The sequence below is a fragment of the Candidatus Pelagibacter sp. Uisw_113 genome, assembly GCF_047717815.1.
Classification (GTDB): domain Bacteria; phylum Pseudomonadota; class Alphaproteobacteria; order Pelagibacterales; family Pelagibacteraceae; genus Pelagibacter.
Window position 1 is genome coordinate 534,638 of record NZ_CP159809.1, and the last position, 24,889, is coordinate 559,526.

Annotated in this window: 27 protein-coding genes and 1 tRNA gene; 19 read left to right on the forward strand and 9 right to left on the reverse strand. The window is 30.0% G+C overall.

Annotated features, from left to right (window positions below):
- The first annotated feature begins 2 nt into the window (after nucleotides 1-2).
- The 8 genes from ABXT39_RS02930 (at nucleotide 3) to ABXT39_RS02965 (ending at nucleotide 7,111) form a co-directional block, all read left to right on the forward strand.
- Nucleotides 3-653: an O-methyltransferase gene (locus ABXT39_RS02930; RefSeq protein ID WP_415295772.1), complete on the forward strand. Its 651-nt coding sequence runs from the start codon at nucleotides 3-5 to the stop codon at nucleotides 651-653.
- Nucleotides 653-1,558, forward strand: a complete 906-nt coding sequence (locus ABXT39_RS02935) for a rhodanese-related sulfurtransferase (RefSeq protein ID WP_415295773.1) — start codon at nucleotides 653-655, stop codon at nucleotides 1,556-1,558. Before ABXT39_RS02930 ends, ABXT39_RS02935 begins: the two co-directional genes overlap by 1 nt.
- A 9-nt stretch (nucleotides 1,559-1,567) precedes the next feature.
- A complete protein-coding gene (locus tag ABXT39_RS02940; RefSeq protein ID WP_415295774.1) occupies nucleotides 1,568-2,938 on the forward strand; it encodes an MATE family efflux transporter in 1,371 nt (456 codons plus the stop codon).
- Nucleotides 2,901-3,386 (forward strand): thermonuclease family protein, encoded by a 486-nt coding sequence (locus ABXT39_RS02945; RefSeq protein WP_415295775.1) that lies wholly within the window; start codon nucleotides 2,901-2,903, stop codon nucleotides 3,384-3,386. The genes ABXT39_RS02940 and ABXT39_RS02945 overlap by 38 nt, the downstream gene beginning before the upstream one ends.
- Before the next feature lie 142 nt (nucleotides 3,387-3,528).
- Nucleotides 3,529-4,839 carry a GIY-YIG nuclease family protein gene (locus tag ABXT39_RS02950; RefSeq protein ID WP_415295776.1) on the forward strand — a complete coding sequence of 437 codons (1,311 nt, stop codon included), beginning with the start codon at nucleotides 3,529-3,531 and terminating at the stop codon, nucleotides 4,837-4,839.
- 203 nt (nucleotides 4,840-5,042) lie between these two features.
- Nucleotides 5,043-6,032, forward strand: a complete 990-nt coding sequence (locus ABXT39_RS02955; RefSeq protein ID WP_415295777.1) for an MrcB family domain-containing protein — start codon at nucleotides 5,043-5,045, stop codon at nucleotides 6,030-6,032.
- Nucleotides 6,029-6,751, forward strand: coding sequence for a hypothetical protein (locus tag ABXT39_RS02960; protein ID WP_415295778.1), 723 nt, complete (start codon nucleotides 6,029-6,031; stop codon nucleotides 6,749-6,751). Before ABXT39_RS02955 ends, ABXT39_RS02960 begins: the two co-directional genes overlap by 4 nt.
- A gap of 204 nt (nucleotides 6,752-6,955) precedes the next feature.
- Nucleotides 6,956-7,111, forward strand: coding sequence for a hypothetical protein (locus tag ABXT39_RS02965; RefSeq protein WP_415295779.1), 156 nt, complete (start codon nucleotides 6,956-6,958; stop codon nucleotides 7,109-7,111).
- A gap of 79 nt (nucleotides 7,112-7,190) precedes the next feature.
- Here ABXT39_RS02965 and ABXT39_RS02970 read toward each other — a convergent pair whose 3' ends face one another.
- The 7 genes from ABXT39_RS02970 to ABXT39_RS03000 are packed head-to-tail and all read right to left on the reverse strand — an operon-like array spanning nucleotide 7,191 to nucleotide 14,130.
- Nucleotides 7,191-7,448 (reverse strand): GNAT family N-acetyltransferase, encoded by a 258-nt coding sequence (locus ABXT39_RS02970; RefSeq protein WP_415295780.1) that lies wholly within the window; start codon nucleotides 7,446-7,448, stop codon nucleotides 7,191-7,193.
- Complete coding sequence (locus ABXT39_RS02975) at nucleotides 7,448-8,188, reverse strand: amino acid ABC transporter permease (RefSeq protein WP_415295781.1); 741 nt, start codon at nucleotides 8,186-8,188, stop codon at nucleotides 7,448-7,450. The genes ABXT39_RS02970 and ABXT39_RS02975 overlap by 1 nt, the downstream gene beginning before the upstream one ends.
- A 40-nt stretch (nucleotides 8,189-8,228) precedes the next feature.
- The gene (locus ABXT39_RS02980; RefSeq protein ID WP_415295782.1) at nucleotides 8,229-8,996 is read right to left on the reverse strand and encodes an ABC transporter substrate-binding protein; all 768 of its coding nucleotides are present in this window, start codon (nucleotides 8,994-8,996) and stop codon (nucleotides 8,229-8,231) included.
- Between the two features lie 36 nt (nucleotides 8,997-9,032).
- Nucleotides 9,033-9,596: a sarcosine oxidase subunit gamma gene (locus tag ABXT39_RS02985; RefSeq protein WP_415295783.1), complete on the reverse strand. Its 564-nt coding sequence runs from the start codon at nucleotides 9,594-9,596 to the stop codon at nucleotides 9,033-9,035.
- Entirely contained in the window at nucleotides 9,589-12,597 is a 3,009-nt protein-coding gene (locus ABXT39_RS02990; RefSeq protein WP_415295784.1) for a sarcosine oxidase subunit alpha family protein, read from the reverse strand. The genes ABXT39_RS02985 and ABXT39_RS02990 overlap by 8 nt, the downstream gene beginning before the upstream one ends.
- Before the next feature lie 4 nt (nucleotides 12,598-12,601).
- The gene (locus tag ABXT39_RS02995; RefSeq protein ID WP_415295785.1) at nucleotides 12,602-12,877 is read right to left on the reverse strand and encodes a sarcosine oxidase subunit delta; all 276 of its coding nucleotides are present in this window, start codon (nucleotides 12,875-12,877) and stop codon (nucleotides 12,602-12,604) included.
- Nucleotides 12,877-14,130 (reverse strand): sarcosine oxidase subunit beta family protein, encoded by a 1,254-nt coding sequence (locus ABXT39_RS03000; RefSeq protein WP_415295786.1) that lies wholly within the window; start codon nucleotides 14,128-14,130, stop codon nucleotides 12,877-12,879. Before ABXT39_RS03000 ends, ABXT39_RS02995 begins: the two co-directional genes overlap by 1 nt.
- A gap of 68 nt (nucleotides 14,131-14,198) precedes the next feature.
- Here ABXT39_RS03000 and ABXT39_RS03005 point away from each other — a divergent pair.
- Nucleotides 14,199-14,290 (forward strand) — tRNA-Ser (locus tag ABXT39_RS03005).
- On the opposite strand, the gene ABXT39_RS03010 is transcribed toward ABXT39_RS03005, so the two are convergent.
- Entirely contained in the window at nucleotides 14,291-16,504 is a 2,214-nt protein-coding gene (locus tag ABXT39_RS03010; RefSeq protein WP_415295787.1) for a lytic transglycosylase domain-containing protein, read from the reverse strand.
- A 41-nt stretch (nucleotides 16,505-16,545) separates the two neighbouring features.
- Here ABXT39_RS03010 and dapA point away from each other — a divergent pair, with 41 nt between their 5' ends.
- The 10 genes from dapA to recO are packed head-to-tail and all read left to right on the forward strand — an operon-like array spanning nucleotide 16,546 to nucleotide 23,886.
- The gene (gene dapA / locus ABXT39_RS03015) at nucleotides 16,546-17,427 is read left to right on the forward strand and encodes a 4-hydroxy-tetrahydrodipicolinate synthase (protein WP_415295788.1); all 882 of its coding nucleotides are present in this window, start codon (nucleotides 16,546-16,548) and stop codon (nucleotides 17,425-17,427) included.
- Nucleotides 17,427-17,897, forward strand: coding sequence for an SsrA-binding protein SmpB (gene smpB, locus ABXT39_RS03020; protein WP_415295789.1), 471 nt, complete (start codon nucleotides 17,427-17,429; stop codon nucleotides 17,895-17,897). Before dapA ends, smpB begins: the two co-directional genes overlap by 1 nt.
- On the forward strand, nucleotides 17,863-18,384 hold the full coding sequence (gene folK / locus ABXT39_RS03025) for a 2-amino-4-hydroxy-6-hydroxymethyldihydropteridine diphosphokinase (RefSeq protein ID WP_415295790.1): 522 nt from the start codon (nucleotides 17,863-17,865) through the stop codon (nucleotides 18,382-18,384). The genes smpB and folK overlap by 35 nt, the downstream gene beginning before the upstream one ends.
- 19 nt (nucleotides 18,385-18,403) lie before the next feature.
- Complete coding sequence (locus ABXT39_RS03030) at nucleotides 18,404-20,161, forward strand: bifunctional (p)ppGpp synthetase/guanosine-3',5'-bis(diphosphate) 3'-pyrophosphohydrolase (RefSeq protein ID WP_415295791.1); 1,758 nt, start codon at nucleotides 18,404-18,406, stop codon at nucleotides 20,159-20,161.
- Nucleotides 20,118-20,705 carry an orotate phosphoribosyltransferase gene (pyrE, locus tag ABXT39_RS03035; protein WP_415295792.1) on the forward strand — a complete coding sequence of 196 codons (588 nt, stop codon included), beginning with the start codon at nucleotides 20,118-20,120 and terminating at the stop codon, nucleotides 20,703-20,705. Before ABXT39_RS03030 ends, pyrE begins: the two co-directional genes overlap by 44 nt.
- Nucleotides 20,702-21,421: a pyridoxine 5'-phosphate synthase gene (locus tag ABXT39_RS03040; RefSeq protein ID WP_415295793.1), complete on the forward strand. Its 720-nt coding sequence runs from the start codon at nucleotides 20,702-20,704 to the stop codon at nucleotides 21,419-21,421. Before pyrE ends, ABXT39_RS03040 begins: the two co-directional genes overlap by 4 nt.
- Before the next feature lie 2 nt (nucleotides 21,422-21,423).
- Entirely contained in the window at nucleotides 21,424-21,810 is a 387-nt protein-coding gene (gene acpS, locus ABXT39_RS03045; RefSeq protein ID WP_415295794.1) for a holo-ACP synthase, read from the forward strand.
- Entirely contained in the window at nucleotides 21,807-22,541 is a 735-nt protein-coding gene (lepB, locus tag ABXT39_RS03050; protein ID WP_415295795.1) for a signal peptidase I, read from the forward strand. Before acpS ends, lepB begins: the two co-directional genes overlap by 4 nt.
- The gene (gene rnc / locus ABXT39_RS03055) at nucleotides 22,541-23,209 is read left to right on the forward strand and encodes a ribonuclease III (protein ID WP_415295796.1); all 669 of its coding nucleotides are present in this window, start codon (nucleotides 22,541-22,543) and stop codon (nucleotides 23,207-23,209) included. The genes lepB and rnc overlap by 1 nt, the downstream gene beginning before the upstream one ends.
- On the forward strand, nucleotides 23,206-23,886 hold the full coding sequence (recO, locus tag ABXT39_RS03060; protein ID WP_415295797.1) for a DNA repair protein RecO: 681 nt from the start codon (nucleotides 23,206-23,208) through the stop codon (nucleotides 23,884-23,886). Before rnc ends, recO begins: the two co-directional genes overlap by 4 nt.
- Here the strand turns inward: recO and hemB are convergent, their stop codons facing one another.
- A complete protein-coding gene (gene hemB / locus ABXT39_RS03065; RefSeq protein WP_415295798.1) occupies nucleotides 23,887-24,876 on the reverse strand; it encodes a porphobilinogen synthase in 990 nt (329 codons plus the stop codon). It lies immediately after the preceding gene.
- Nucleotides 24,877-24,889 lie beyond the last annotated feature (13 nt).

Below are 24,889 nucleotides of genomic sequence, written 5' to 3' on the forward strand. Positions count from 1 at the left end.
TCATGGGTAAGAACCTTGAAATTACCGAAAAACTTGAAAAATATATAAATAATTTTAGTTTAAAGTTAAATCCCATTCAGCAAGAAATAATCGATTACAATAATACACTTGGAGATGTTAAGAGAATGCAAGTAGCGATATCTCAATGTCATTTTCTTCATTTAGTTATAAAAACTTCTAACATTAAAAATGTACTTGAGATTGGAACTTTTACTGGGTTAAGTGCGCTTTCAATTGCTCTGGCGTTACCAGACGATGGTAAACTTACAGCATTAGATAAAGACAAAGAGACCAACAAGATTGCAGTAAGTTTTTTTAAAAAAGCTAATCTGGATAATAAAATTCAAACAATTATTAAGCCTGCATTAGATAGTTTGGAAGAATTAAAAAATCAAAAATTTCATATGGTTTTTATTGATGCCGATAAAATGAATTATAAAGAATATTATGAAAGATCTTTAAACCTAATAGATAAAGGTGGATTGATTATTATAGACAATGTTTTATGGCATGGTGAAGTCGCTGATGAAGATAATTTAGATAAATATACAATAAATATTAGAGATTTTAATACTTATGTTGCAAACGATAAAAGAGTGGAACAAATCATTGTCCCTTTAGGTGACGGAATGACTGTTTGTAGAGTGTTATAATGTTCGATGTTTTTGCTTTTTACAAATTTAAAAAACTTACCTCTTTAAAAAAAAATAAAATTTTACTACAGGATCTTTTAATTAAAAAAAATATTAGAGGAACAGTAATTATAGCTATTGAAGGAGTAAATGCAACAATCTCAGGAAAAAGTAGCGATCTAAAGTCAACTATCACAAAGATTAAAAAGATATTAGATTTTAAAAAGTTTGATAGTGAAAATATTTCAAAAAGTAAATTTCAACCGTTTCATAAACCAAAAGTTAAGATTAAAAAAGAAGTAGTTCCTATGGGTCTTTCCTTGTCATCAAAAAATAAAAAAGATAATCATGTTGATCCTAAAAAATGGAATAAGTTGATTAATGATAAAGAAACATTAGTTTTAGATTCAAGAAAACCATTCGAATATAATGTTGGAACTTTTAAAAGATCAATTAATCCTGATGTTGATAATTTTAGAGAATTTCCAAAATACTTAAATAAACTAAAAAAAACAAAGCCAATTGCAATGTTTTGTACTGGTGGAATAAGATGTGAGAAAGCTTCAGTATTTTTAGAAAAAAAAGGCTTTAAAAATGTTTATCAATTAAAAGGTGGAATTTTAAATTACTTAAAAAATGTTAAGAAAAAAGAAAGTCTATGGAATGGGGAATGCTTTGTTTTTGATAACAGAATCAGTGTTAAACATGGATTAGTAAATGGAACATACTCAATATGCAGTGGATGTAGAAAACCTGTTTCACTAAAAGATAAGAAGTCTAAAAAATATGAGGAGGGTGTTTCATGTGTAAACTGTCATGATAATTTAACTCAAACTCAAAAAGAGAGATTTCGAATGAGACAAAAGCAAATAAACCTTGCAAAAAAGAGTGGTTCAAAGCATATATTTCAAAAAGAATTTAAATAGGAAAAACAATTGTCTAAAGCCATAAATTTAACCAAAGATCCAATTTGGTCATTACTTAAAAAAGTAACTATTCCAGCTAGTGTTGGTTCTTTGTTTCAAACTTTCTATAATTTAGTTGATACATGGTTTGCAGGTAGAATTTCTGCAGAAGCTATAAGTGCAATAGCTAAATCTTTCCCAATATACTTTGTCATCATTGCTGTTGGTGTTGGAATTGGTGCTGCAACAAACTCTTGTATTGGTAATTTATTAGGTGCTAAAAAAATTAATAAAGCATCACTATTTATTGCTCAATCAGTAATCTTCGCATTGGTCACGTCAGTTGTCGTTACTTTATTTGGATTAAATGCTTCTGATTTTCTCTTAGGTGTTATGGGATCTGACGCTGCTGGTATTGCTTTAACTAGAGAATATTTAGATATAATTTTTTACGGAACATTTATAGTTATGATCCAAATCTCTTTAAATGGAGCTTTGAATGCACAGGGAGATACTAAGAGCTATAGAAATGTTCTTATCTTTAGTTTCTTTTTAAATATTTTTTTAAATCCATTATTTATCTGGGGATACGGAATTGTTCCAGCTTACGGTATAGGTGGTCTTGCTATAGCAACTGTTATAGCCCAATCTATTGGTACCATTTATTTAGCTTACAAAATTAACTCGTGTAAATTAAGAAAGTATTTATCTATTAAATGCTTTATTCCTAAATTTATTCTTCTTAAAGAATTATTCTCACAAGCAATGCCAATAATGATTAGTATGTTGTTTATTGGTGTAGGTATTTTTAATATTTTATATTTTATTGGGCAATTTGGTGACCTTGCAACAGCAGGTTATGGGGCAGCTTTAAGAGTTGAACAAGTTTTCTTACTTCCGGTAATTGGTTTAAATACAGCAGTACTTTCTATTGGTGGACAAAACTTTGGTGCTAAAAATTATAACCGCATAAGGGAGCTTTATACTAAAGCATTATTTTTTGGATCATCATTTATGGCTGTAGCAGGTATCATTTTATTCTTCGGTGCAGAATTTTTTGTATCTCAATTTACAGATAATGCAGAAGCTATTTATCATGGTGCTATATATTTAAAAGTTGCTGCATTAATAGCTCCTATTTATCCTGTGTTCTTTATTACTACAGCAGTTTTTCAGGCACTTAAAAAACCAATTTACAGTCTTTACCTAAGCGTTCTAAGATTAACTGCATTTCCTTTCTTATCATTATGGTATGTAATTAATATTAGAGGTGGAGATTATACTGATATTTTTTACACCATCATGGCAACGAATTGGTTTATGGGTATTGCAGTAATCATCTTTATTGGATACTTTTTAAATAATGTTTTTAAACAAAAGAAAAGCCATTTTTCTTATTAGTGTCTCAACACTAATTTTTATTTTAACTATTAACCAAGTTAAATCTCAAACAATCAAAATTGTTGATGGAGATACAATTCATCTTAATGGAGAAAAAATCAGATTCACTGGAATAGATACACCTGAATTGAAACAAACTTGTTTTAAAGATAGCGTAAAAGATCTTTGTGGAGTTACAGCAAAACAAATTCTTATTGATAAAATTGGAAATAATAATGTTGAATGTATTAGTGAAGGAAAAGATCAATACAAAAGAACACTAGCAGAATGTTTTGTTAATAATGAAAGCCTATCAAGCTATTTAGTTAGAAGTGGCTATGCATTTGCGTACAGAAGATATTCAAAAAAGTTTGTAAGTGATGAAGATTATGCAAGAATCAATAAAATAGGCATGTGGTCTATGGAGTTTGACTATCCTTGGGATTATAGAAAATCTAAGAAAAATTAAAGTTAGAAGGGTAGTTCTGTTGCCAGGTGCCCCGAACAAAGTACCATTATTCGCGAATAATTTGAATTGAAAATATAGAATTTAAAGGTGGATTCCGTCCATATTCCGTCCAGACTATATATGCTAGTATCAAGTTATCAGTATGAGCAGACTCAAATATAAAAATCAGGATATTCTAAAAGACGCAAAAAAATATAATAACAGGAGAGACTGGAAAAAATATAGTCCAGCCATGTATGAACTTGCAAGGCCTAGAAATAGAAACATTTTAGATCAGGCAACAAGACATATGGATCGTCTACCAAACAACACTGTTAAAAAATGGACTGTACAAGCAATAATTAAAGACGCTAAAAAATATCAGCATAAATCAGATTGGAGCAAAAATTCCAATAGCGCATATAATGCAGCTAAAGCAAGAGGGTGCTTTGAAAAAGCTATAAAACATATGGTTCCTCTAGGAAATATTATGAGGAGATGTGTGTACTCTATAAAAATTAAAGATAAAAAGATAATTTATATAGGTTTAACTTATAATTTTAAAAAAAGAATTAGAGCTCATCTTAAAACAAAAAGATTCAAAGAAATAAGCAAAAGATTTGGTGATATTGCAATAATACCAAAAAAACTGACAGGCTATACATCCTTAGAACGTGCAATTTTTAATGAAAAAAAATATGAAAATTTTTATAGAAATAAAGGATTTAAAATTCTCAACATAGCAAAGACTGGTGGTATTGGAGGAGGGTTAATTAAATGGACAAAAGAAGCTGTTATAATTTCTGCAAAAAAATTCAAAACAATATCAACTTGGAGCAATAAGTTTCGTTCAGCAGTCAATGCAGCACATGACAAGGGATGGATGGAAGAGGCAACAGCTCATATGATTAGACCTGTTTGGCAAGGTTTAAGAATATGGACAAGAGAAAAAATTATAGAGGATGCAAAAAAATATAAACACCGTGCAAGATGGTCAGAAGAAAGCGGAGGAGCATATGGTGCGGCCCAAAAAATGGGAATTTTGAAAATTGCAACAAAACATATGACAAGACCAATAGTGACAAATACTTGGAGAATTGGACTAAAAAAACCAGTCAAATGGACAGATAAAGAATTAAAAAATTCAGCATCAAAATATTCAACTTTATACGAATGGAGAAAAAAAGAACCAAGTGCCTATGCAACGACAAGTACAAGAAAAATGCTTGATAAGATAACTTCGCACATGAAAAAAATGAAACTATATAGTTTTTGGACTAAGGAAAAAGTTATGTCTTCGGCACTTAAATATAAAACTAAAATAAGTTGGCAGTTAAATGATCCAAAAGCCTATAATGCAGCAAGACGTTTAAAAATTTATAATAAAGCAACTAAACATATGTATAGTGCTGAAGGTGCTAAACGTGGATCAGATGGAAGATTTAAAAAATCACTCCGTACATACTCCGTTTAATCAGGTTGTATTTTAAAATTAACATTGAGAATTCTAACTAATTTAAAAATAGAAAGGGGCGTTCTGTTACCCGGTGCCCCAGACCTATCTTCGTGAATCCTTATTTTGCAACGATGTTGATGCAACTTAATCTAGAAACTAACAAAACTTTGAGTGAAATTGCGACGCTGTTGCGACGTTTAATTTTGTGCTAGGCTTCATTAATGATAAGTGGGGCTTTTAAAGAAATCTCATCCAAATTTGTTGATGAAAAAAATGGACCAATAGCAAGCAATCCATTTGCAGATTATGTTCGAAAAGTTTCTGAACAAATCTTAAAACCTGTAGTTAAAAAAAAAAGAGAACATTTTATTTATAAGAGCAGCCCTGGTAGACCACCAAATTGGGCCTCTGTGCCATGGTTAGGAGTTTATGATCCTAACGTCACTACCTCCTCTCAACGAGGCTATTATTTAGTCTATTTATTTTCAGTAGACATGAAGCGAGTTTATTTAAGTCTCAACCAAGGGATGACAGATATAGAGAAAGAATTAGGAACGAAAGGTGCTGCACAAGAATTATTGAGAAGAGCAGAGTTTATTAGAGATAGGGTCAGTCTTTATAAAAAATTTTTTAAATATGAGCCAATAGATTTGGCCATTGATCTTGCTGGGAGCACTTCAAGACCAATGCTTTATGAAAAGGGACATGCATTCGGCAAAGAGTATGATTTAACAAAAAATCTTAATGAAAACGAATTAGTTGATGATTTAAATAACATGCTAGATCTATATTCAACATTGATCTTTAGAGGTGGGCTAGATGGAGATTTATTAGATGAGTATGTCTCTGATAAGAACGATGAAGAAGACAATAAGAATGAAAGTTTAACAGAAACAAGAAGAATTGGTCTTCATAGATTATCAGAACGATCTAGTACAAATTCAAGAAAAGTTAAAAAGAAACTTGGGTATACGTGTCAAGTTTGTGATTTTAACTTTAAAAATATATATGGAGATATTAGCTTAAATAAAAAGAAAGAAGAATTTATTGAAGCACATCATAAAATCCCCATCCATACGTTGCCAGAAAATGAAACTCTAGAATTTAAGATTGAAGATTTTGCAGTGCTATGCTCTAATTGTCATCGAATGGCCCATAAAAGAAAAGAACCATATACAATAGAAGAATTAAAAGAATTTATTAAAAAATGATTAAAAAACTTTTAGGTATCATGGTTTTGGGTTTATTGTTGAGTGGGTGTGTATACCATGATGCTAAAGTATTTAAAAATCTAGACCGTGATAAAGGTGATGTAAGAATTAATCTTGTAGAGGGGGATAAAGAATTAATTTATGTTGGACTTTGGGTGGGTGAGGCAGATTATGATGTAGAGCAAAAAGGTATAGATTTAGGGTGGTTTACAGATGGTTATAAAGATGAAGTAAGAAGAGTTCAGCCAATGGCCCTTAAAGCATGTAAAATAAATTTTAAATTAAATGATGCTACAAAACTTAAATCTTGGCTAACTACTAAAGAAGAAGCAATAAAGTATAAATTAGGACTAAAAGTATATGATATTTATAAGTGTAAAAAATCAAGCGAGCAAATTTATCTAGAGAGAGAAGAAGAGAAAAAAATTGAAAGAGAAAAAAAAATTGAACTTGAGAAGAGTAAATCTACTTCAACCAACACACTCAATAGGTCTTTTGTTTGCAGTTATGGTGGTGAAAAATCAAGAATAAAAATTAGAGGAAATACAGCTTCGGAAATAACTGCAATTGGAGTTACTATAAATTATTCTATAGTTGACATGAGTGATAAGGGAGCTTTTACACTAACAGGATCTTCTAAAATGGGGCGTGCCTGGTTTATAGGTGCAAAATCATTTCTATTTCTTGGTGCAAGTCCGATTCCGTATGATTGCAATTAAGTAAAAAATTGCGACGTATGTGCGACCAAAAATAATCTTAACACCAATCAGCATCATAAATAAAGAGAATTAGAAGAGTGTGAAGGGGCGTTCTGTTACCCGGTGCCCCAGACTACCTATTTACACTCTGTCACGGGTAAAGTTTACTGTTTTAATTCTTGTTAATTAATTTTGATTTATATGAAAGAAGAAATTTATTAAATCATGAAAATTAAAGAAAAACATAAAGATCTTAAAAAACAAGTAAATATTGCTGAAAAGGAAAGAAAATCAAAAAGAGGACAAAAAACTTGGTACGATTTAAGAACGTTAAAAAAACTTAAATTAACAATGAAAGATAAGCTTTCAAAAATAATTTAAACGTTAACCGATATTATTAATTAAGCTCAAGATAAGGAATGTTGTTACCTGGTATCTAAGAATTTTAACTAACCTCTATTTAGTTAATCTTAAAGAGTTTTTCACCTAGGGGACTGATTGGGTCTTGAGGCGTAGGTTTGAGTTTAGTTTTTTTCTCAACAATACTTAGTAGCTTTTTAGCAAGTCCTTGACGTCTAAACATGGGATTAACAAAGATATATTCTATTTCTGCTTCAGTGTTATATCTAACAAAACCAAGTGTAGTATTGATGTTTTTAAAGGTAATAACACCATCACTTAGATCAACATCATAATTTCTATTAACTAAATTATTCATTAATCATTGCCATCTTGTTTAAGTTTTTTTTCAAATTTTCTTACAAAGAATGAAACAATTAATATCAAAATTAAATACTCTAAAATTAAGAATGTATAAATTTCTAATGGTCTATAAGTTGACACTACTAATTCATTAGCTTTTCTTGTTAAGTCGCCAATTCCTATAATTGATACCAGGGAAGACATCTTTAACACATATACAAACTGGTTACCTAATGCAGGTAAGATATTTTTAATTGCTTGTGGAAGAATTACTAATCTTAATCTTTTATAAAAAGTTAACCCTAGTGACGAACCTGCTTCCCATTGTGATTTTTTAATTGAGTTTATTCCTGCTCTAAAAATTTCTGCTTGAAAAGCACTTTCACTTATTGCTAGTGCAATTATTCCTGACACAAATGGACTGAAACTTAAACCAGTCATTATAGGAAGACCGTAATAAATCCATAAAATTAAAACAAGCAGGGGTATTGCTCTTACAATTTCTACATATCCAATGTTTATGTATGTTAAAAGTTTATTTTTAGCTAAAGAGGGTATTGCAACAATAAACCCTAAAATTGCAGAAATAATTATAGATATTACTGAGATGTAAATAGTTGTTGTTAAACCACTTAGTAAAAATTTTAGGTTAGTTAATCCCTCAACATTATTAGGTGATAGAATAAACCACCCTAACTCTTGACCACTACAAGAGTTAAGGGGTAAAATTAAAAGTAAAAAAAGTAAATTTTTCACCCTTAAAGTTATAATGAATTAGAGATTAATATCTAATTTTTTATAAGCTTTTTAAATTATACTTAGCGAGTAGTTTATTAAAGAAACCAGACGATTTCTTATCCTTAATCCACGCATTAACATAATCATTCCAAATTTGATCATTCTTACCAACCATCATTGCTAAAAAGGCAGGATTTTTTTCTCCATCAGGAACAATTGCTAATTGAGGATATTTTATAACTAATTTATTTGCCTCTGTTGAGCTTGTAATGTTTCCATCTGCTCTTCCAGCTAATACTTCTTGAAAGTCCCTTGCAGGAGATTCAACTGATTGCAATTTAGAATTTGGAAAAAACTCTTTAGCTTTTTCCTCTTGAGATGTCCCAAGTGTTGTAGCAATAGTTACACTTTTATTGTTCAAAGAGCTCCACGTTGAATATTTTTTTAAATTCTTTTTAAGTACCAGTGGAACAGTTCCATACTTATAGTAAGTATCTGTAAATCCAGCAACTTCTGCTCTTTTTGGAGTTTTAGTTACACTTGTAGAAATATCATATCTTCCTGCAGTAATTCCTGAAACAATAGTTTTCCATTCAGTGGGTACAAAAGTAATTTTTACACCCATATCTTTTGCTAATTCATTCATTACATCAATATCAAAACCAACATACTTATTGGTAGCTGGATCCTTCATTGTCATCGGATCCCAGTCGCCTGTAGTTCCAACTTTTAATTCACCAGTAGATATAATCTGATCAAGTTTAGATTCTGCGTTAAGAGAGAAGGGTAAAAGTGCTAATAGCACCACAAAGAGTATATTTTTCATACACTCCATATAGCAAAGATTTAAGAAAATATAAGGTTATAACCTTGACGCACTATCACTCATCCAAGAGTGTAAATGTTGAGAAAAAGAGCGTCTAACAAATAAATTTACCTCATTTATTTCCGTAAGATGAATAATTACATCAATGTGTGATAAAATTGTTTGAACAACTGACCCTTTCTTATTTTTAAAATCATTAAAGTTAAAAGGCGACCCTGTAGCAAATAAATCAAAAACTTTACTGCCTTTTATATTCAGCATTACAAATTGGTCACTCACATCAGTTACTACACCTAATTTAACTTTAGATATATTTTTGATCAATTTATCTTCAACTTGATAGGTATTACTGTCCTCACTCACAGTTTCATTTGATATCAACATCCATTCATCAGGACTTAACCAAAATGAAGTTAATTTCTCTGCTGATGTCGATGTGTTAGCCTCAGTTGGTAAGACCATATTAAGATTTTTACCAATGGCTGTAATAAAATCTTTTGTTTTGCCTCTTATGATTAACTTCATAATAGGTTTAATTTCTTTAATCACTAAATCAGAATAAGTTATGTCTCCCTTAATAGAAGTTTTATAATTAAGCATTTAACCTCACGTTTTCTTTATCAAAAAAAACAGGATCAACAATAGTTACATTAATATTTTTATCTTCCATTGGAATAAATAACTTTTTACCTATCATATTTTTACCACCTCTAACTACAGCTAGTGCAATTGATTTATTTAAATTGGGGCTATAGTAACTTGATGTTACATGACCTAACATTTCAACTGGTTTTAAACTAGTGTCAGCAATTATCTGAGCTCCTTCTTCTAAAACTTCATTTGGATTATCTGTCACTAAACCCACTAATTGCTTTCTATCTTCTTTCATGGTGTCTGATCTATAAAGAGATCTTTTACCAATAAAGTCATATTTCTTTTTACTAACAATCCAATCCATTTGTAAATCTATGGGTGTCATTGTTCCATCAGTATCTTGGCCAACAATAATAAATCCTTTTTCTGCTCTTAATAAGTGCATCGTCTCAGTACCATAAGGTGTGATATTAAACTCTTCACCTGCTTCCATGCATTTCTTCCATAAATCTTCACCATAGTTCGCCTGAATATTGATTTCATAACTATGTTCGCCTGTAAAACTAATACGCATAATTCTACATTTAATATTATTAATTTTTGCATTCTTGAAAGACATGTGTGGAAAGCTTTCATCTGAAAGATCAAGATCAGGTATTAGTTTATTTAGAATTTTTTTACTATTTGGCCCACAAATACTAGCTGTTGCATAATGATCAGTAACTGATGACAAGTAAACATCTAGCTCAGGCCATTCTGTTTGAAGGTAATCTTCTAATTTTCCTAATACGTTTGCAGCACCACCAGTTGTTGTTGTCATGATATAATGATTTTCATCAAGTCTAGTTGTAACTCCATCATCATAAACCATACCATCTTCATTGAGCATTAAACCATAACGACATTTTCCTATGGTTAGTTTTGACCATGCATTTGTATAAACTCTATTTAAAAATTCTGAGGCATCAGTTCCTTGAATGTCAATTTTACCAAGTGTTGAAGCATCTAATATGCCAGCACTATTCCTTGCAGTTTTACTCTCTCTTTGAACTGCATCATGCATAGTTTCGTTATTTTTTGGATAGTACCAAGCTCTTTTCCACTGTCCTACATTTTCAAATTCAGCTTTGTTTTCTATATGCCAGTCATTCATTGGCGTTCTTCTAAATGTATCAAAATATTCACCAACATTTCGACCAACAATTGTTCCAAATGTTAAAGGTGTGTAGGGGGGTCTAAACGTTGTTGTTCCAAGCTCGCCCATCTTAATTCCAGCAGTTTCCGCAATAATACCGAGTGCATGCATATTACCAAGTTTACCTTGATCAGTACCCATGCCAGTTGTTGTGTATCTTTTTACATGTTCAATTGATCTAAAGCCTTCCCTTAGAGCAAGTTTAATATCTTTTGCTGTCGCATCATTTTGATAGTCAACGAAAGGTTTTGTTTTTCCTAAAACTTTATCTGATGGAAGCAACCAAATAGTTCTAATCTCATTATCTTTAGGACAATTTATTTCTAAATTATCAAATTCAGTTTCTTTTATATTTAGAAATTCTTTTAAAGATTTTGTAGAATTTTTTATAATGTCATCTAATTCAAAATCCCCATTACATGAACCAATACTAATTTGTTCTGATGGATATTCATTTGGTATAAAAACTTGATCTTTTTCTCTAAATTTTAACTTGCCTCCAGATTGAGTAAATAAATGAACAGCCGGTGTCCATCCACCAGCAATAGCTAGACAATCACAATCAAGTTCTATTTTCTCTTGGCTAGCAAAAGATTGTCCGTCTCTTGATAATTCCATTATCGTAATTTTATTAATTTTTTTATAACCTTCTGTATTTACAACTGTGTGTGATCTATAAACTTTAATCCCTAAATCTTCAGCTTCTTTAGTAAATATAGTATTAGATTGTTTTCTAATATCTATAATTGCTTCAACCTTAATACCTTTTTTATTTAATGAAATTGCACTTTCATAAGCGGTATCATTATTGGTAAAAAATATATTTTTTTGACCAGTTGCAACACCATAATAATCTGCATATTTTTTAACTGCAGATGAAAGCATAATGCCTGGTCTGTCATTATTGTTAAATACCAGAGGTCTTTCTAAAGAGCCAGTAGCAACAATAACTTTTTTAGCTCTAATTTTTAATAACCTTTGTCTTATTTTTTTATTTTTTTCATTTTTAGGAAGATGATCAGTTAAGTTTTCTCTCGCTAACAAATAGTTGTAACCATGATAAGCAGCAACACTAGTTCTTGTTTTAATCTCTAGATTGTCAATATTTCTTAATTCATTAATTTCATTTTCTAACCATGCAGAAGAGTTTTGATCATTTATTTTTATATGTTCTGAATTTTGAAAAATTGTAGATCCTCCAATTTCATTTTTTTCATCAAGTAATAATGTTTTAAGATTATTTTTTGCTGCAGTTTTTGCAGCTATAATTCCACTAACACCAGCTCCAATTACCAAAACATCACAATGAATGTATTTATGATCATATATGTCAGGGTCAGGCTCAGTTGGTGATTTTCCTAATCCAGCAGAATGTCTTATAACATATTCGTACTTCTCCCAAAAGCTAGCAGGCCACATAAAAGTTTTGTAATAAAAACCAGCAGGTAGAAGGGGGGACAAGAAGTTATTTATACCTCCAATATCAAAATCAACACTAGGCCAACAATTTTGGCTATTTGCCTCAAGACCGTGATATATCTCAAGTTCAGTTGCTCTAACATTTGGTTCTGTTAGTGCTGTGTTGTTATTAACTTGTACAATTGCATTAGGCTCTTCAGACCCAGAAGTCATTATTCCACGTGGTCTATGATATTTAAAACTTCTCCCCACTAAATGAATATCATTAGCGAGTAGAGCTGAAGCAAGAGTATCACCCTTGTATCCAAAATAAGATTTTCCATTGAATTTAAAAGAAACTCTAGAGGTTTCGTCAATATATCTACTGGTTGTAACTCTTAAATTTTTTATCATTAAATTACTTTACAGGAGGTTTTTCACCTATTTTATATACGGCCTTAATTTTGTCATTAGAAGTATCTCTGACCATGTTGAACCATTTTCTACAACCATGAGCATGGTTCCATCTTTCAAATTGAATACCTTTAATATTTTTTCTCATAAATAAATATTCTGCCCATTCATCATCGCTTAGTTCTGTAGGTTGTTTAGGTCTTTCAATATGGGCTTCACCACCAGCTTTAAATTCACTTTGTTCACGTTCACCACAAAAAGGACAAGTAATTAAAAACATTAGTGAGCTACCGCCGCTGCACCATGTTCATCAACAAGGTCTCCACTAATAAATCTATTTAAATTAAATGCTGCATTTAATTTATGTGGTTCATCGTTTGCTATTGTGTGAGCGAATAAATCACCCGATCCAGGTGTTGCTTTAAATCCTCCAGTTCCCCAACCACAATTAAAGTACAAGCCCTTTACAGTCGTTTTACTAATAATAGGACTAGCATCTGGGCAGATATCTACTATTCCACCCCATTGACGAAGCATTCTCATTCTACTAAAAATTGGATAAAGCTCTAAGATTGCATTCAATGTACCCTCAACAATATCATGACTACCTTTTTGTGAATAAGAAATATAATCATCAGTACCAGCACCTATTACAAGTTCACCTTTGTCAGACTGACTAACATAAGCATGAACAGCGTTAGACATTACCACTGTATCAATAATTGGTTTAACTGGTTCTGAAACTAGAGCTTGAAGAGGTTTACTCTCTAAAGGTAACCTTAAGCCTGCCATATTCGCTAATACACTTGAATGACCAGCAGCAACTACTCCAACTTTTTTAGTTTTTATAAAACCTTTTATTGTCTCAATGCCTTCTACTTCATCACCGTTTCTTTTAATTCCTTTAACTTCACAATTTTGAATTATATCTACTCCCATTTCATCTGCACCCCTAGCATATCCCCAAGCAACAGCATCATGTCTTGCGGTACCAGCTCTTCTTTGCAAAGTTCCACCCAATACGGGGTATCGAATATCTTGTGAAGTATTAATGATAGGACAAAATTTTTTAACTTCTTCTATGCTTAAGTAAACTGCATCTATGCCATTTAATCTATTAGCATGTGTTCTTCTTTTTAAATCTCTAACGTCTTGTAAGTTATGTGCAAGATTCATCACACCTCTTTGACTAAACATAACATTGTAATTTATTTCTTGAGATAAACCTTCCCACAATTTTAATGCATGATCATAAAGACCAGCGCTAGCATCCCATAAATAATTGGATCGTATAATCGTAGTATTTCTTCCTGTATTACCACCACCAATCCAGCCTTTTTCTACAACAGCAATATTCTTCATATTATGTTTTTTTGCTAAATAATACGCAGTTGCTAAACCATGACCACCACCACCAATAATAACTGCATCATATTCTTTTTTTATAGCTGGATCTTTCCAGGCTTTTTGCCAATTTTCATGATAGGAAAAAGCATTTTTAACTAATGAGAATATTGAATACTTATTTTTCATAATATTATTCAAGAATTACTTTATAAATATTGAATATTCAATACAATCGGTTATATCAATGTCGCAGTGGAAGAGTGGGTGAGAGGCTGAAACCAGTCGTTTGCTAAATGACCGTGCGGGGAAACTTGTACCGAGGGTTCGAATCCCTCCTCTTCCGCCATTAAAATAAAGGGTGATCTTTAAAAAAGTTCTTCATTTTAATAGGCTTTTTTTCCAAGATATATCTATACACATTATAGTTTTCCATAACACGCTGAACATAATTTCTTGTCTCTTTAAATTTAATTAATTCAACCCAATCTACAAAATCAACTTGTTTTTTTTGTGGGTCTTTATTTATCTTTTTCCAATATTTAACTCTTTTTGGACCAGCGTTATAAGCAGCTGCAGCAAAAGGATAAGCCCCATCATATTGTAAAATTAAACCAGCTATATAATGTGATCCTAGATTAATATTATATTCAGGGTCAGATGTTAACCTTGATTTTGAATAGGGTAACTTTGCTTGTTTGGCAACCAGCTTAGCAGTGTAAGGCATTAATTGCATTAATCCCTGAGCACCAACATGACTGTTTGCTCTCATATCAAACTCACTTTCTTGACGAATAAGAGAAAGAATAAAAGCAGTTTCTGGTATTTTTCTTCCATTAACGTATTCAGGTGTACTTATTATTGGATAGTTAAAATTATTGTGAAATCTTTTTTGATAAGATGCAATCTTTGAAACTTGTATTGCAAAATCATATCTTGATATATTAGTTGCAAGTTCGGCTGCTAAAATTTCACTTCCACCTTTAATATTATCATTAGCTAAGTGTCTTAATATATTTTTTGTATACCTATCCTTATTTAGCTCATCTAAAAGATGAACAATTTTTACTAATTCTTTTTTATAAAAATATTTTCTATAAGCATCAGGTACAATAGCTTGCTCATCTAACTCAAATGTTTCATTTGGTCTAATTCTTAGAAATGCTAGTTGACCATAATATGTTGATAAATATTTGGTTGCTTCTTCATACCATTGTTTAGATTGTTCTTTATCACCAATTTTTTCATAAGATCTCCCAAGCCAATAAGCGCCACGAGATAAACTAATTGGGTAACTCACATTTTGATAAAAATTATTAAAATGATCTATTGCTAAAATAGGATCATCTAAAAAGCTTAATGCAATCCAACCACTCATCCATTCAGCGTCTGCATATTCTGGGCCTACGTCCAAAGAATGTTTGCTCGCAACTTTATAAGCTGACTCATATTTCTTCTTATAAATAAGAGCTCGTGTCATTATTGCTCTTTCTTTCCACCACTTATCTGGTCTAACTAAATAATCTTTATTGTTTGGAACTTTAAATATAATCTCCAAGGAGTCGTCTACTCTTCCTCTTTTTCTTCTCCATTTAAGTCGATCGTAATTTAGTCCAGCATCATTTTTAAGTTTTGTTGGAACATTTTTGATTGCATTATCAACACCATAAGATTTGCTCATTAAAATTTGTCTAGCTGTATAAAGCAACTCGTAGTCTTTAGGTAAATATCTTAACATTCTTTTTAAATCCCAAGATTTACCTTCCCAGGCTAAATAATCTGCACGTTTAATATAATCATTTGCATCTAAATATTTTTTATATTTTTTCCTAAAAAATTTCATATTAGATCTATTTAGATCTGCGGTTATCCAGCCATCTTTAATTAGAGAGGTACCCTTGGTGATATTACCTGTTAATATAAAGCTTTCTCCAAGTATTAGTTTTCCATAACCACTTAATGGTTCCTCAGAATTAAACCAATCTATGATCTTATTTGGTGAGATCTTATTTGTTGAAAGTTTGCGTTCAGCTAAGTACCGAATTCTACTTATTCTTGGGTAGTTTTCATTATTTTTTATAAATGTTAAATAGTCATAAAAACTTGCTTGGTTGCCTGTAGTTAGCAAATGTCTCCATTGAATGAAATTATATATAGATTTGTCCTTAGCTTTTTTAGACTGCGATAGTGCTTTTGACCACTGACTTTTTTGCATTGATGCAATAGATTTTTTTGCAATTCCATAATCTTTTTGACTATAATATTTTGACTGAGTCTTGACTACTGATTTGCTCTTTTTAACAACTAAAGGTTTACTTTTAGGAATAAGAAAATTAATTTTTTTTAGATCTTTTTTGACTATTGTAGTTTTAGGTTCATCTTTTTTTTTGGACGGTTTAGGTTTGGGTTTAAGTATACCTTGTGATATTTTTGCACTCTGAGCCTCTTCATTTAAAAAAGGTTTTTTTAAAGGAATTATTGATATTTCAGCAGCAAATACATTTCCTATTATTATCAAACTTAATAATAGTGATTTTATAAAAAAAAATATCTTTCTGGGCATAAATTTACTAAATGAATCTTTAAACTATGTTATAAGTATTTATGTTCAAAGGATCAAATGTTGCTTTAATAACCCCGTTTAAGAATAATGAACTTGATGTTGAAGCTTATATTAAGCTTATTCATTTTCAAATATCAAATGGTACTAATGGTTTGGTGCCTGCCGGAACAACAGGTGAATCGCCAACATTAAGCCACTATGAACATCAAAAAGTAATAGATTTATGCGTTAAAGAAAGTGATGGAAAAACTATAGTTATTGCTGGTACTGGTTCTAATTCAACTAAAGAAGCAATTTCTCTGACAACACACGCTGAAAAAGCAGGTGCGGATGCAGCTCTAATAGTAACCCCATATTATAACAAACCAACTCAAGAGGGATTATATCAGCATTATAAAGCAATAAACGACAAATGTGGGATACCAATTATAATTTACAATATTCCTGGAAGATCTGTAATTGATATGACTGTTGATACAATGGCTAGATTATTTGAATTGAAAAATATTGTTGGTGTTAAAGATGCTACTGGTGATTTAGATAGAGTTAATCAGCAAAAAGATAAAATGGGAACTGATTTTATTCAGCTGACAGGTAATGACGATAACGCTTTAGAATTTAATAACAGAGGTGGTATTGGATCTATAAGTGTAACTGCAAATATTGCTCCTAAGTTATGTTCTGATTTTCAGAAAGCCTCAAAAACAGAAAATGACGAGAGCAAGCTTGATGCAATCAGACTAGATAAAATTTTACAGCCCATTCATAACTCCATGTTTGTAGAAAGCAATCCAAGCCCCGTTAAGTATGCCGCAAAACTTTTGGGTCTTTGCGATGACGATGTTAGATTACCTTTGGTTGAGGTTACAGACCCAACCAAGGATATTGTCAAAAAAGCTTTAGTATCAGCAAATCTACTCTAATGAACAAGAAAGCCAATTCTGGTTTAAAAATTATTTGCTTAAATAGAAAAGCAAGTTTTAACTTTTTTTTTGAAGACTTAATTGAAGCAGGAATAGTTCTTAAAGGATCAGAAATTAAATCCATTAGAGAGGGAAAAGTGAATATTGCAGACTCTTACGCTGTAGAAAAAGAAGGTGAAATAGTTTTAATTAATTCTCATATTGCAGCTTTTAAACAAGCCAGTTATTCAAATCATAACCCCACTGATGAACGAAAGTTGTTGTTAAATAGAAAAGAAATTAACAAATTAATTGGTAAAATGCAGAGAGATGGTTTTACTCTTGTTCCAACAAAGATGTATTTTAAAAAGGGAAAAGCTAAAATAGAAATAGCAGTAGCAAAAGGTAAAAAACAATTTGATAAAAGAGCTACTAAAAAAAATAGAGATTGGAATCGTGAAAAAGCAAGACACATTAGAAAATCAAGTTAAACAATCATATTTAGCAATAGGATCAAATTTAGGTAACAAAATTACCAACATTCATATGGCTATGTTTGAATTAGAAAAAAATAAAATTAAGATAATAAAAGTATCATCTCATTATTCATCAAAATCTTGGCCAAACCCTTTAATGCCAAATTTTATAAATATTGTTATAAAAATTGAGACAATCTTAGAACCGTTAGAATTATTAAAAATTTGTAACTTTATTGAATTAAAATTAGGCAGGGTTAGATCAAAAAAAAATGATCCACGAACATGCGATATTGATATAATTGATTATGATAAGAAAATTTTGAATATAAACAGCAATAAACTAACAACTCCCCATCCAAAGATGACTAAAAGAAATTTTGTTTTGTTGCCATTATTTGAAATAGATAGGGGTTGGAAACATCCAGAATCTAAGATTAATATAGTTAATTTAATTAATTCTTTACCAATTAAAGATTTAAGATCTATCAAACAAATATAAATTGATGTTATAGTTAAAAATGCCTAATTCAGAAGAGTTAATAAATAAAGTCAAAGTTTATAATAAGTTTTTAAATCCAGAAAAATTAAACAAAGCTTATAATTTTGCTGTTAAAGCACATGAAAATCAAAAACGCGATTCTGGTGACCCATACTCAATTCACCCTATTGCTGTAGCTAATATATTAACAGAACTAAAGTTAGATAGTGCAACTATAGCAACAGGACTGCTTCATGATACTATTGAAGATACATATGCTACTTACGAAACTATAAAAAAAGAGTTTGGGCAAGAGGTTGCCGATTTAGTTGATGGTGTAACAAAAATATCAGTCTTTGAAAATCAAGCCACATCAACATCAAAAGCAGAAAATTTTAGAAAATTAATCATAGCAACCTCAAAAGATATTAGAGTTCTACTTGTTAAAATCGCTGATCGATTACACAACATGAGGACCATTGATGCGATTTCAAAAATTGAAAAAAAAGAACGTATCGCCAAAGAAACTATGGAAATTTATGCACCATTAGCAGACAGAATGGGGATGCATAGAATTAGGGATGAACTAGAAGATTTATCTTTTAAAGTTCTAAATAACAATGCAAGAAAACTTATAAAAAAAAGATTAGATGAAATTAAAGATGATAAAGCAAATAGTTTTAATTCAATTTCATTGCAATTCAGTGGATTGTTAAATGAACACAAAATAAATGCTGAAATTATTGGCAGAGAAAAAACTCCTTTTTCTATTTGGAGAAAAGTTCAAAAAAAAAGAATATCACTAGAGCAAATTTCAGATATCATTGGATTTAGAATAATACTTGATAACATTGAAGACTGCTATAAAGCTCTTGGCATATTTCACAATGAGTGGAATTGTATACCTGGAAAATTTAAAGATTATATTTCGTCGCCTAAGATTAATAAATATCAATCATTACATACTTCAATTATAGGACCCAATAGAAGGCCAATTGAAATACAGCTCAGAACATTGCAAATGCACGAGTATGCAGAAAGAGGTATAGCATCACATTGGAAATATAAATCTTCTGAAAAATTTAATTCATTAACGTGGAAAGAATATGATTGGCTTGCCGATTTAGTTGAGATTATTGATAAGAATGAAAACCCAGAACACTTTTATGAATATACCAAGCTACAAATGTTTCAGGAAAATGTTTTTTGTTTTACCCCAAAAGGATCTGTAATTAAATTACCAAAGGACGCAACACCAATCGATTTTGCTTATGCTGTGCATACCAAAATAGGTAATAGCACTGTAGCTTGTAAGATTAATGGTAACGATAGTGAGTTACAAAGTATACTTTATAATGGAGATGTTGTTGATATTATCACCTCTAAAAATAAATCACCTTCATTGCACTGGATACCTGTTACAAAAACTGGAAAAGCAAGATCCGCAATTAGAAAGTATTGGTATAAAAAAGGAGAAGAGAAGGCTCAAAGAATTAAAAAATACAATACTACGCTATGGATTTCTTTGCCTGATAAGCCAGGAAAGCTAGGAGAGATAACTACTTTGCTTGGTAGCCATAGTTTAAACATCTCGAGTGTTGAAATGAAAGAAAAGTCTAAAGAATATATTAATTTTAAATTCAATCTAATTATCAAAGACTTGAAAAACTTTACAAATTTTATCAGTGAGTTAAAACAGAAGGAAATAAAATTTAAAATCATTAGACATGAGGACAACTGGTTAAAGGAACGTAATGCTTTCACACGAAAAATCTTTAAATATTTTAAAAAAAACTAACGCACTCTTAGAAGGTCATTTTATTCTTTCATCGGGGTTACATTCACCTAAATATATTCAGTGTGCTAAACTTTTAAGCTTTCCTCATTTAGCTAAGGATATTTGTAATTCATTAGCAAAAAAAATTAAAAAAAAATTTAAATCTATAGATTTGATTTTAGCCCCCGCAATGGGGGGTGTTATTATTGGTTATGAGATTGGTAAACTTCTAAAAAAAGAGACAATATTCTGTGAAAGAGTTAATGGTAAATTTGCCTTAAGACGTGGGTTTCATATAAAAAAAGGATCAAAAGTTTTAATAATTGAGGATGTTATAACAACAGGAAAATCAAGCTTAGAATGTGTTAAGTTGATTACAAAACCAGGTGCAAAACTTATTGGCTTTGCTTCGATTATCGATAGATCAACCAAGAACTCACTAAAGATAAAAAAGAATATTATTTCACATATGAAGATAGACGTTCCGACATTTAAGAAAAATAACCTTCCAGAAAGTCTTAAAAATACTCCGATTACAGTTCCTGGAAGTAGATTTATTAAATGAAAAGACTAGGTATTAATATTGATCATGTTGCTACAATAAGAAATGCAAGAGGATCGTTTCACCCTGATCCGTTAACCATTGCTAAGCATGTAACTAAATGTGGAGCTCATTCAATAACTATACATTTGAGAGAAGACAGAAGACATATAAAAGATATTGATGTTATTAAAATTTGTAAAAATAAAAAAATAATCACTAATTTAGAAATTTCACTAAACAAAAAAATAATAAATATAGCATTAAAAAATAAACCTAATTTTATTTGCATAGTTCCAGAAAAAAGAAAAGAAGTAACAACAGAAGGTGGATTAAACTTGATAAAAAATAAAAAAAAAATAAAAGAAATAATATCATTATTTAATAAAAAAAATATTAGAACAAGTTTATTTGTTGACCCAACGTTAAAAGATATAAAAATTGCAAAAGAATTAAATTCTTCTTGTGTTGAATTACATACTGGGAAAATTTCTAATTTAGTAAAAGAAAATAAAAATTATAAAAATGAATATTTAAAAATTAAGAAATGTTCAGAACTTGGTGTTCAGCTTGGAATTGAGGTTCATGCTGGCCATGGTCTCGACTATAAAACTACTTCCATACTAAGTAAAATTAAAGAAATTACTGAATTTAATATTGGTCATTTTGTAATTGGTGAGTCACTTTCTCATGGTTTAAAAAAAACTATTAAGGCATTTAAAAAAATAACCAATAAATAGATATGAAAATTCTTGGTATTGGTGTTGATATAATAGAAAATATTAGAATACATAAATCTTTAAAAAATATTAGTTTTATTAAAAGAGTTTTTTCTAGCTCAGAAATATTGATAGCCAAAAAAATAACAAATAAAAAATCTTATTATTCTAAAAGATTTGCTGCTAAAGAAGCGTTTTCTAAAGCAATTGGAACAGGTTTTAGAGATAATTTGAATTTTAAAGACATAACTATAATTAACGATAAATTAGGTAAACCTTCATTTGTAGTCACAGATAAAATTAAAAAAATTGTTAAAAAGCAATTTAAAATATCGTCTTTTGATTTCTTTCTGTCAATTTCAGATGAAAAAAAATATTCTGTAGCTTACGTGATTTTACAAAAAAAATGATAACTAAAAATATTATAATTGATAATATTAAGACAATTTTTTACGCTTTAGTAATAGCTATTGTTATCAGATCTCTTTTTATTCAACCTTTCTATATTCCCTCGTCATCAATGGAACCAACACTTTTAATTGGTGATAGATTATTTGTTACAAAGTATTCTTACGGTTACAGCAAGCATTCTTTTCCTTTTAGCCCATCAATAATAAATGGAAGAGTATTTTCTAAGAAACCTAAGGTTGGTGATGTTATTGTTTTTAAAACACCAGCTGATAATAGGACAGATTATATTAAAAGATTAATTGGTCTACCAGGTGATAATATTCAATTCATTAACGGAGATCTATCAGTAAACAATAATCAAATATTTAAATCTAGAATTTCCCAAAATGATAAAATTTATTGTGGAAATCAAACTATAGACGTCAATACATTTGAGGAAAAACTTCCAAATGGCAAAACACATAATAGTGTATATTTAAAAAGTTATAGTTTTCAAAATTCTGATAATTTTATAGTTCCTTCTAAACACTACTTTTTTTTAGGTGACAACAGAGACTGCTCTAAAGATAGTAGATACCTGACTAGTGTCGGTTATGTTCATGAAGATAATTTAGTCGGCAAAGCCCAATTTATTTTTTTTTCATCTGATTTTAGAATCGGAAGTATTTTTTCTTTTTGGAAATGGCATAAAACAATTAGATTTGACAGGTTTTTTAAGAAAATTATTTGATGAAAATTAATCCCACAATATTAGAAAAGAAATTAAAATTAAAGTTTTCAGATCAAAAAATTTTCATAAAAAGCTTAACGCACAAAAGTTTTGATTCAATAAACAATAATGAAAAAATTGAATTTTTAGGAGATAGAGTTTTAGGTCTTATTATAGCAAAAAAATTATTAGAACTTTATCCAGAAGAAAGAGAAGGGGTGCTAGATAAAAAATTTGCCTCATTAGTAAATAAAAAAAAATGTCTAGAAATTGCTAAAAAAATTGAATTAGAGAAATATATTTTAGTTTTAAACCCTAAGAATAAAAAAATTGAAATTGAAGATAAAATAGTAGCAGACTGTTTAGAAGCTTTAATTGGAGCGATCTATCTTGACAAAGGTTTAAATTTCACTGAAAAATTTATTCTCAATTTATGGAGTGATCATATTACAGCGAGCGTTGTAACTCAAATTGATGCAAAGACAAAACTCCAAGAGTATTCTCTTAAGATTTTTAAAGTCTTGCCTATTTATAAGTTAATATCTAATACTGGGCCTCGACATAAACCACTTTTTAAAGTTGCCGTTAAATTAAAAAATACTAAATTTTTTACAGCAGAGGGATCTTCTAAAAAGGACGCAGAACAGAATGCTGCCTCTTTATGCATTGAGGTTGTTTTTAAAAAATGAATTGGGATGATAGCGCTTATTTAGTTTCCAAAAATAGGTATAGTGAAAATTCAATAATTGCTGAAGTTTTTACAGAAAACCATGGAAAAATCTCAGGGATAATTTTTGGTGGTACATCAAAGAAAATCAAAAACTATTTACAAATTGGTAATAAAATTTATGTAAACTATAATTCTAAAAGTGTTACTAGAATTGGTTATTTTAAAATAGAAATTCTAAAAGCCTTAACTCCACTCTATTTTGACGAAAATCAAAAACTATCTTGTATTACTTCAGCAATGCATCTTATAAAGCTTCTTACTGCTGAAGCGCAGTCTAATAAAGAAATTTTTAAATTAATCGATAAATTTTTTGAAATATTAACTCATGATAATTGGATACAAAAATATATTTTCTGGGAGTTAGAACTTTTAAAATTATTAGGATATGATTTAGAATTAAAAAATAGGGTTGAAAAAGAAATTGTTGATAGTGAAATCAATTATTTTGTTAAATCCTCAACTGAGAAAAAAAGTATTCCAAATTTTTTAATAGATGAAAGCAACCAAGATGTTAATTTAAAAAATTTACTCAAAGGCTTAAAACTTGTTAGTGATTACCTTGAAAAAAGTATTCTAAAACCAAACAATCTAAACCTTCCAACTTCTAGGACTCATTTTATTAATCTTTTAAAATAATTATTTAATTAAATCGTTAATTCTATCAGCGTAATAGCTTACTATAGCGTTTGCCCCAGCTCTTTTAAATGAAATCAAACTTTCTAATACTGAGTTTTTATCTATCAGCCCTTTTTTTATACTATTACTTAATAGACTGTATTCACCTGAGACTTGATAGGCTAGAACAGGAATTTTAAAATTATCTTTAACTGTTTTAATTATGTCTAGATAAGGCATGCCAGGTTTAACCATAACCATATCAGCTCCTTCTTTAATATCTAGAGCCACCTCTCTTATCGCTTCATCACTGTTTCTAAAGTCCATTTGGTAATTTTTTTTATCACCTTTTAGTAAACCTTTTGAACCAACAGCATCTCTGAACGGACCATAAAAACTTGATGCATATTTTACCGCATAAGAAAGTATCTGAACCATTTCGTGACCTTCTTTATCTAAAGCTTTTCTTATTTTACCAATTCTTCCATCCATCATGTCTGATGGAGCTAAAACATCACAACCAATTTCTGCTTGTAACAATGATTGGTTTATCAAGACTTCAATAGTTTCATCATTTAATACGTAACCTGATTTTATTAAACCATCATGACCATGAGAAGTGTAGGGATCTAAGGCTACATCACACATAATACCAATTTCATTTTTATATTTTTTTTTAATATATCGTATGGCTTTACAAACAAGATTGTCCTCATTTAATGCTTCAGTTCCAATCTCATTTTTTTTTGTTTTATTTGTATAGGGGAACAATGCGACCATAGGTATTTTGTTTTTGATTGCTCTATCAACAATAATTCCAAGTTTATCTATTGTATATCTATAGACATCAGGCATTGTTTTAATGGATTGTTTTATATTTTTTCCATCAATTAAGAATATGGGTAATATAAAATCACTAGATGAAAGGCTATTTTCTTGAATTAACCTTCTAGACCAATCGTTTTTACGACTGCGTCTAAGCCTTAAATTTGGATAATTTCCTGTAATCATGTTTAAATCTATT

Coding starts and splice junctions, on each gene's coding strand:
- ABXT39_RS02930 (WP_415295772.1), top strand. CDS start 3: ATGGGTAAGAACCTTGAAATTACCGAAAAACTTGAAAAATATATAAAT.
- ABXT39_RS02935 (WP_415295773.1), top strand. CDS start 653: ATGTTCGATGTTTTTGCTTTTTACAAATTTAAAAAACTTACCTCTTTA.
- ABXT39_RS02945 (WP_415295775.1), top strand. CDS start 2,901: ATGTTTTTAAACAAAAGAAAAGCCATTTTTCTTATTAGTGTCTCAACA.
- ABXT39_RS02950 (WP_415295776.1), top strand. CDS start 3,529: ATGAGCAGACTCAAATATAAAAATCAGGATATTCTAAAAGACGCAAAA.
- ABXT39_RS02955 (WP_415295777.1), top strand. CDS start 5,043: ATGATAAGTGGGGCTTTTAAAGAAATCTCATCCAAATTTGTTGATGAA.
- ABXT39_RS02960 (WP_415295778.1), top strand. CDS start 6,029: ATGATTAAAAAACTTTTAGGTATCATGGTTTTGGGTTTATTGTTGAGT.
- ABXT39_RS02965 (WP_415295779.1), top strand. CDS start 6,956: ATGAAAATTAAAGAAAAACATAAAGATCTTAAAAAACAAGTAAATATT.
- ABXT39_RS02970 (WP_415295780.1), bottom strand. CDS start 7,448: ATGAATAATTTAGTTAATAGAAATTATGATGTTGATCTAAGTGATGGT.
- ABXT39_RS02980 (WP_415295782.1), bottom strand. CDS start 8,996: ATGAAAAATATACTCTTTGTGGTGCTATTAGCACTTTTACCCTTCTCT.
- ABXT39_RS02985 (WP_415295783.1), bottom strand. CDS start 9,596: ATGCTTAATTATAAAACTTCTATTAAGGGAGACATAACTTATTCTGAT.
- ABXT39_RS02990 (WP_415295784.1), bottom strand. CDS start 12,597: ATGATAAAAAATTTAAGAGTTACAACCAGTAGATATATTGACGAAACC.
- ABXT39_RS02995 (WP_415295785.1), bottom strand. CDS start 12,877: ATGTTTTTAATTACTTGTCCTTTTTGTGGTGAACGTGAACAAAGTGAA.
- ABXT39_RS03000 (WP_415295786.1), bottom strand. CDS start 14,130: ATGAAAAATAAGTATTCAATATTCTCATTAGTTAAAAATGCTTTTTCC.
- ABXT39_RS03010 (WP_415295787.1), bottom strand. CDS start 16,504: ATGCCCAGAAAGATATTTTTTTTTATAAAATCACTATTATTAAGTTTG.
- dapA (WP_415295788.1), top strand. CDS start 16,546: ATGTTCAAAGGATCAAATGTTGCTTTAATAACCCCGTTTAAGAATAAT.
- smpB (WP_415295789.1), top strand. CDS start 17,427: ATGAACAAGAAAGCCAATTCTGGTTTAAAAATTATTTGCTTAAATAGA.
- ABXT39_RS03030 (WP_415295791.1), top strand. CDS start 18,404: ATGCCTAATTCAGAAGAGTTAATAAATAAAGTCAAAGTTTATAATAAG.
- pyrE (WP_415295792.1), top strand. CDS start 20,118: ATGCTTTCACACGAAAAATCTTTAAATATTTTAAAAAAAACTAACGCA.
- ABXT39_RS03040 (WP_415295793.1), top strand. CDS start 20,702: ATGAAAAGACTAGGTATTAATATTGATCATGTTGCTACAATAAGAAAT.
- acpS (WP_415295794.1), top strand. CDS start 21,424: ATGAAAATTCTTGGTATTGGTGTTGATATAATAGAAAATATTAGAATA.
- lepB (WP_415295795.1), top strand. CDS start 21,807: ATGATAACTAAAAATATTATAATTGATAATATTAAGACAATTTTTTAC.
- rnc (WP_415295796.1), top strand. CDS start 22,541: ATGAAAATTAATCCCACAATATTAGAAAAGAAATTAAAATTAAAGTTT.
- recO (WP_415295797.1), top strand. CDS start 23,206: ATGAATTGGGATGATAGCGCTTATTTAGTTTCCAAAAATAGGTATAGT.
- hemB (WP_415295798.1), bottom strand. CDS start 24,876: ATGATTACAGGAAATTATCCAAATTTAAGGCTTAGACGCAGTCGTAAA.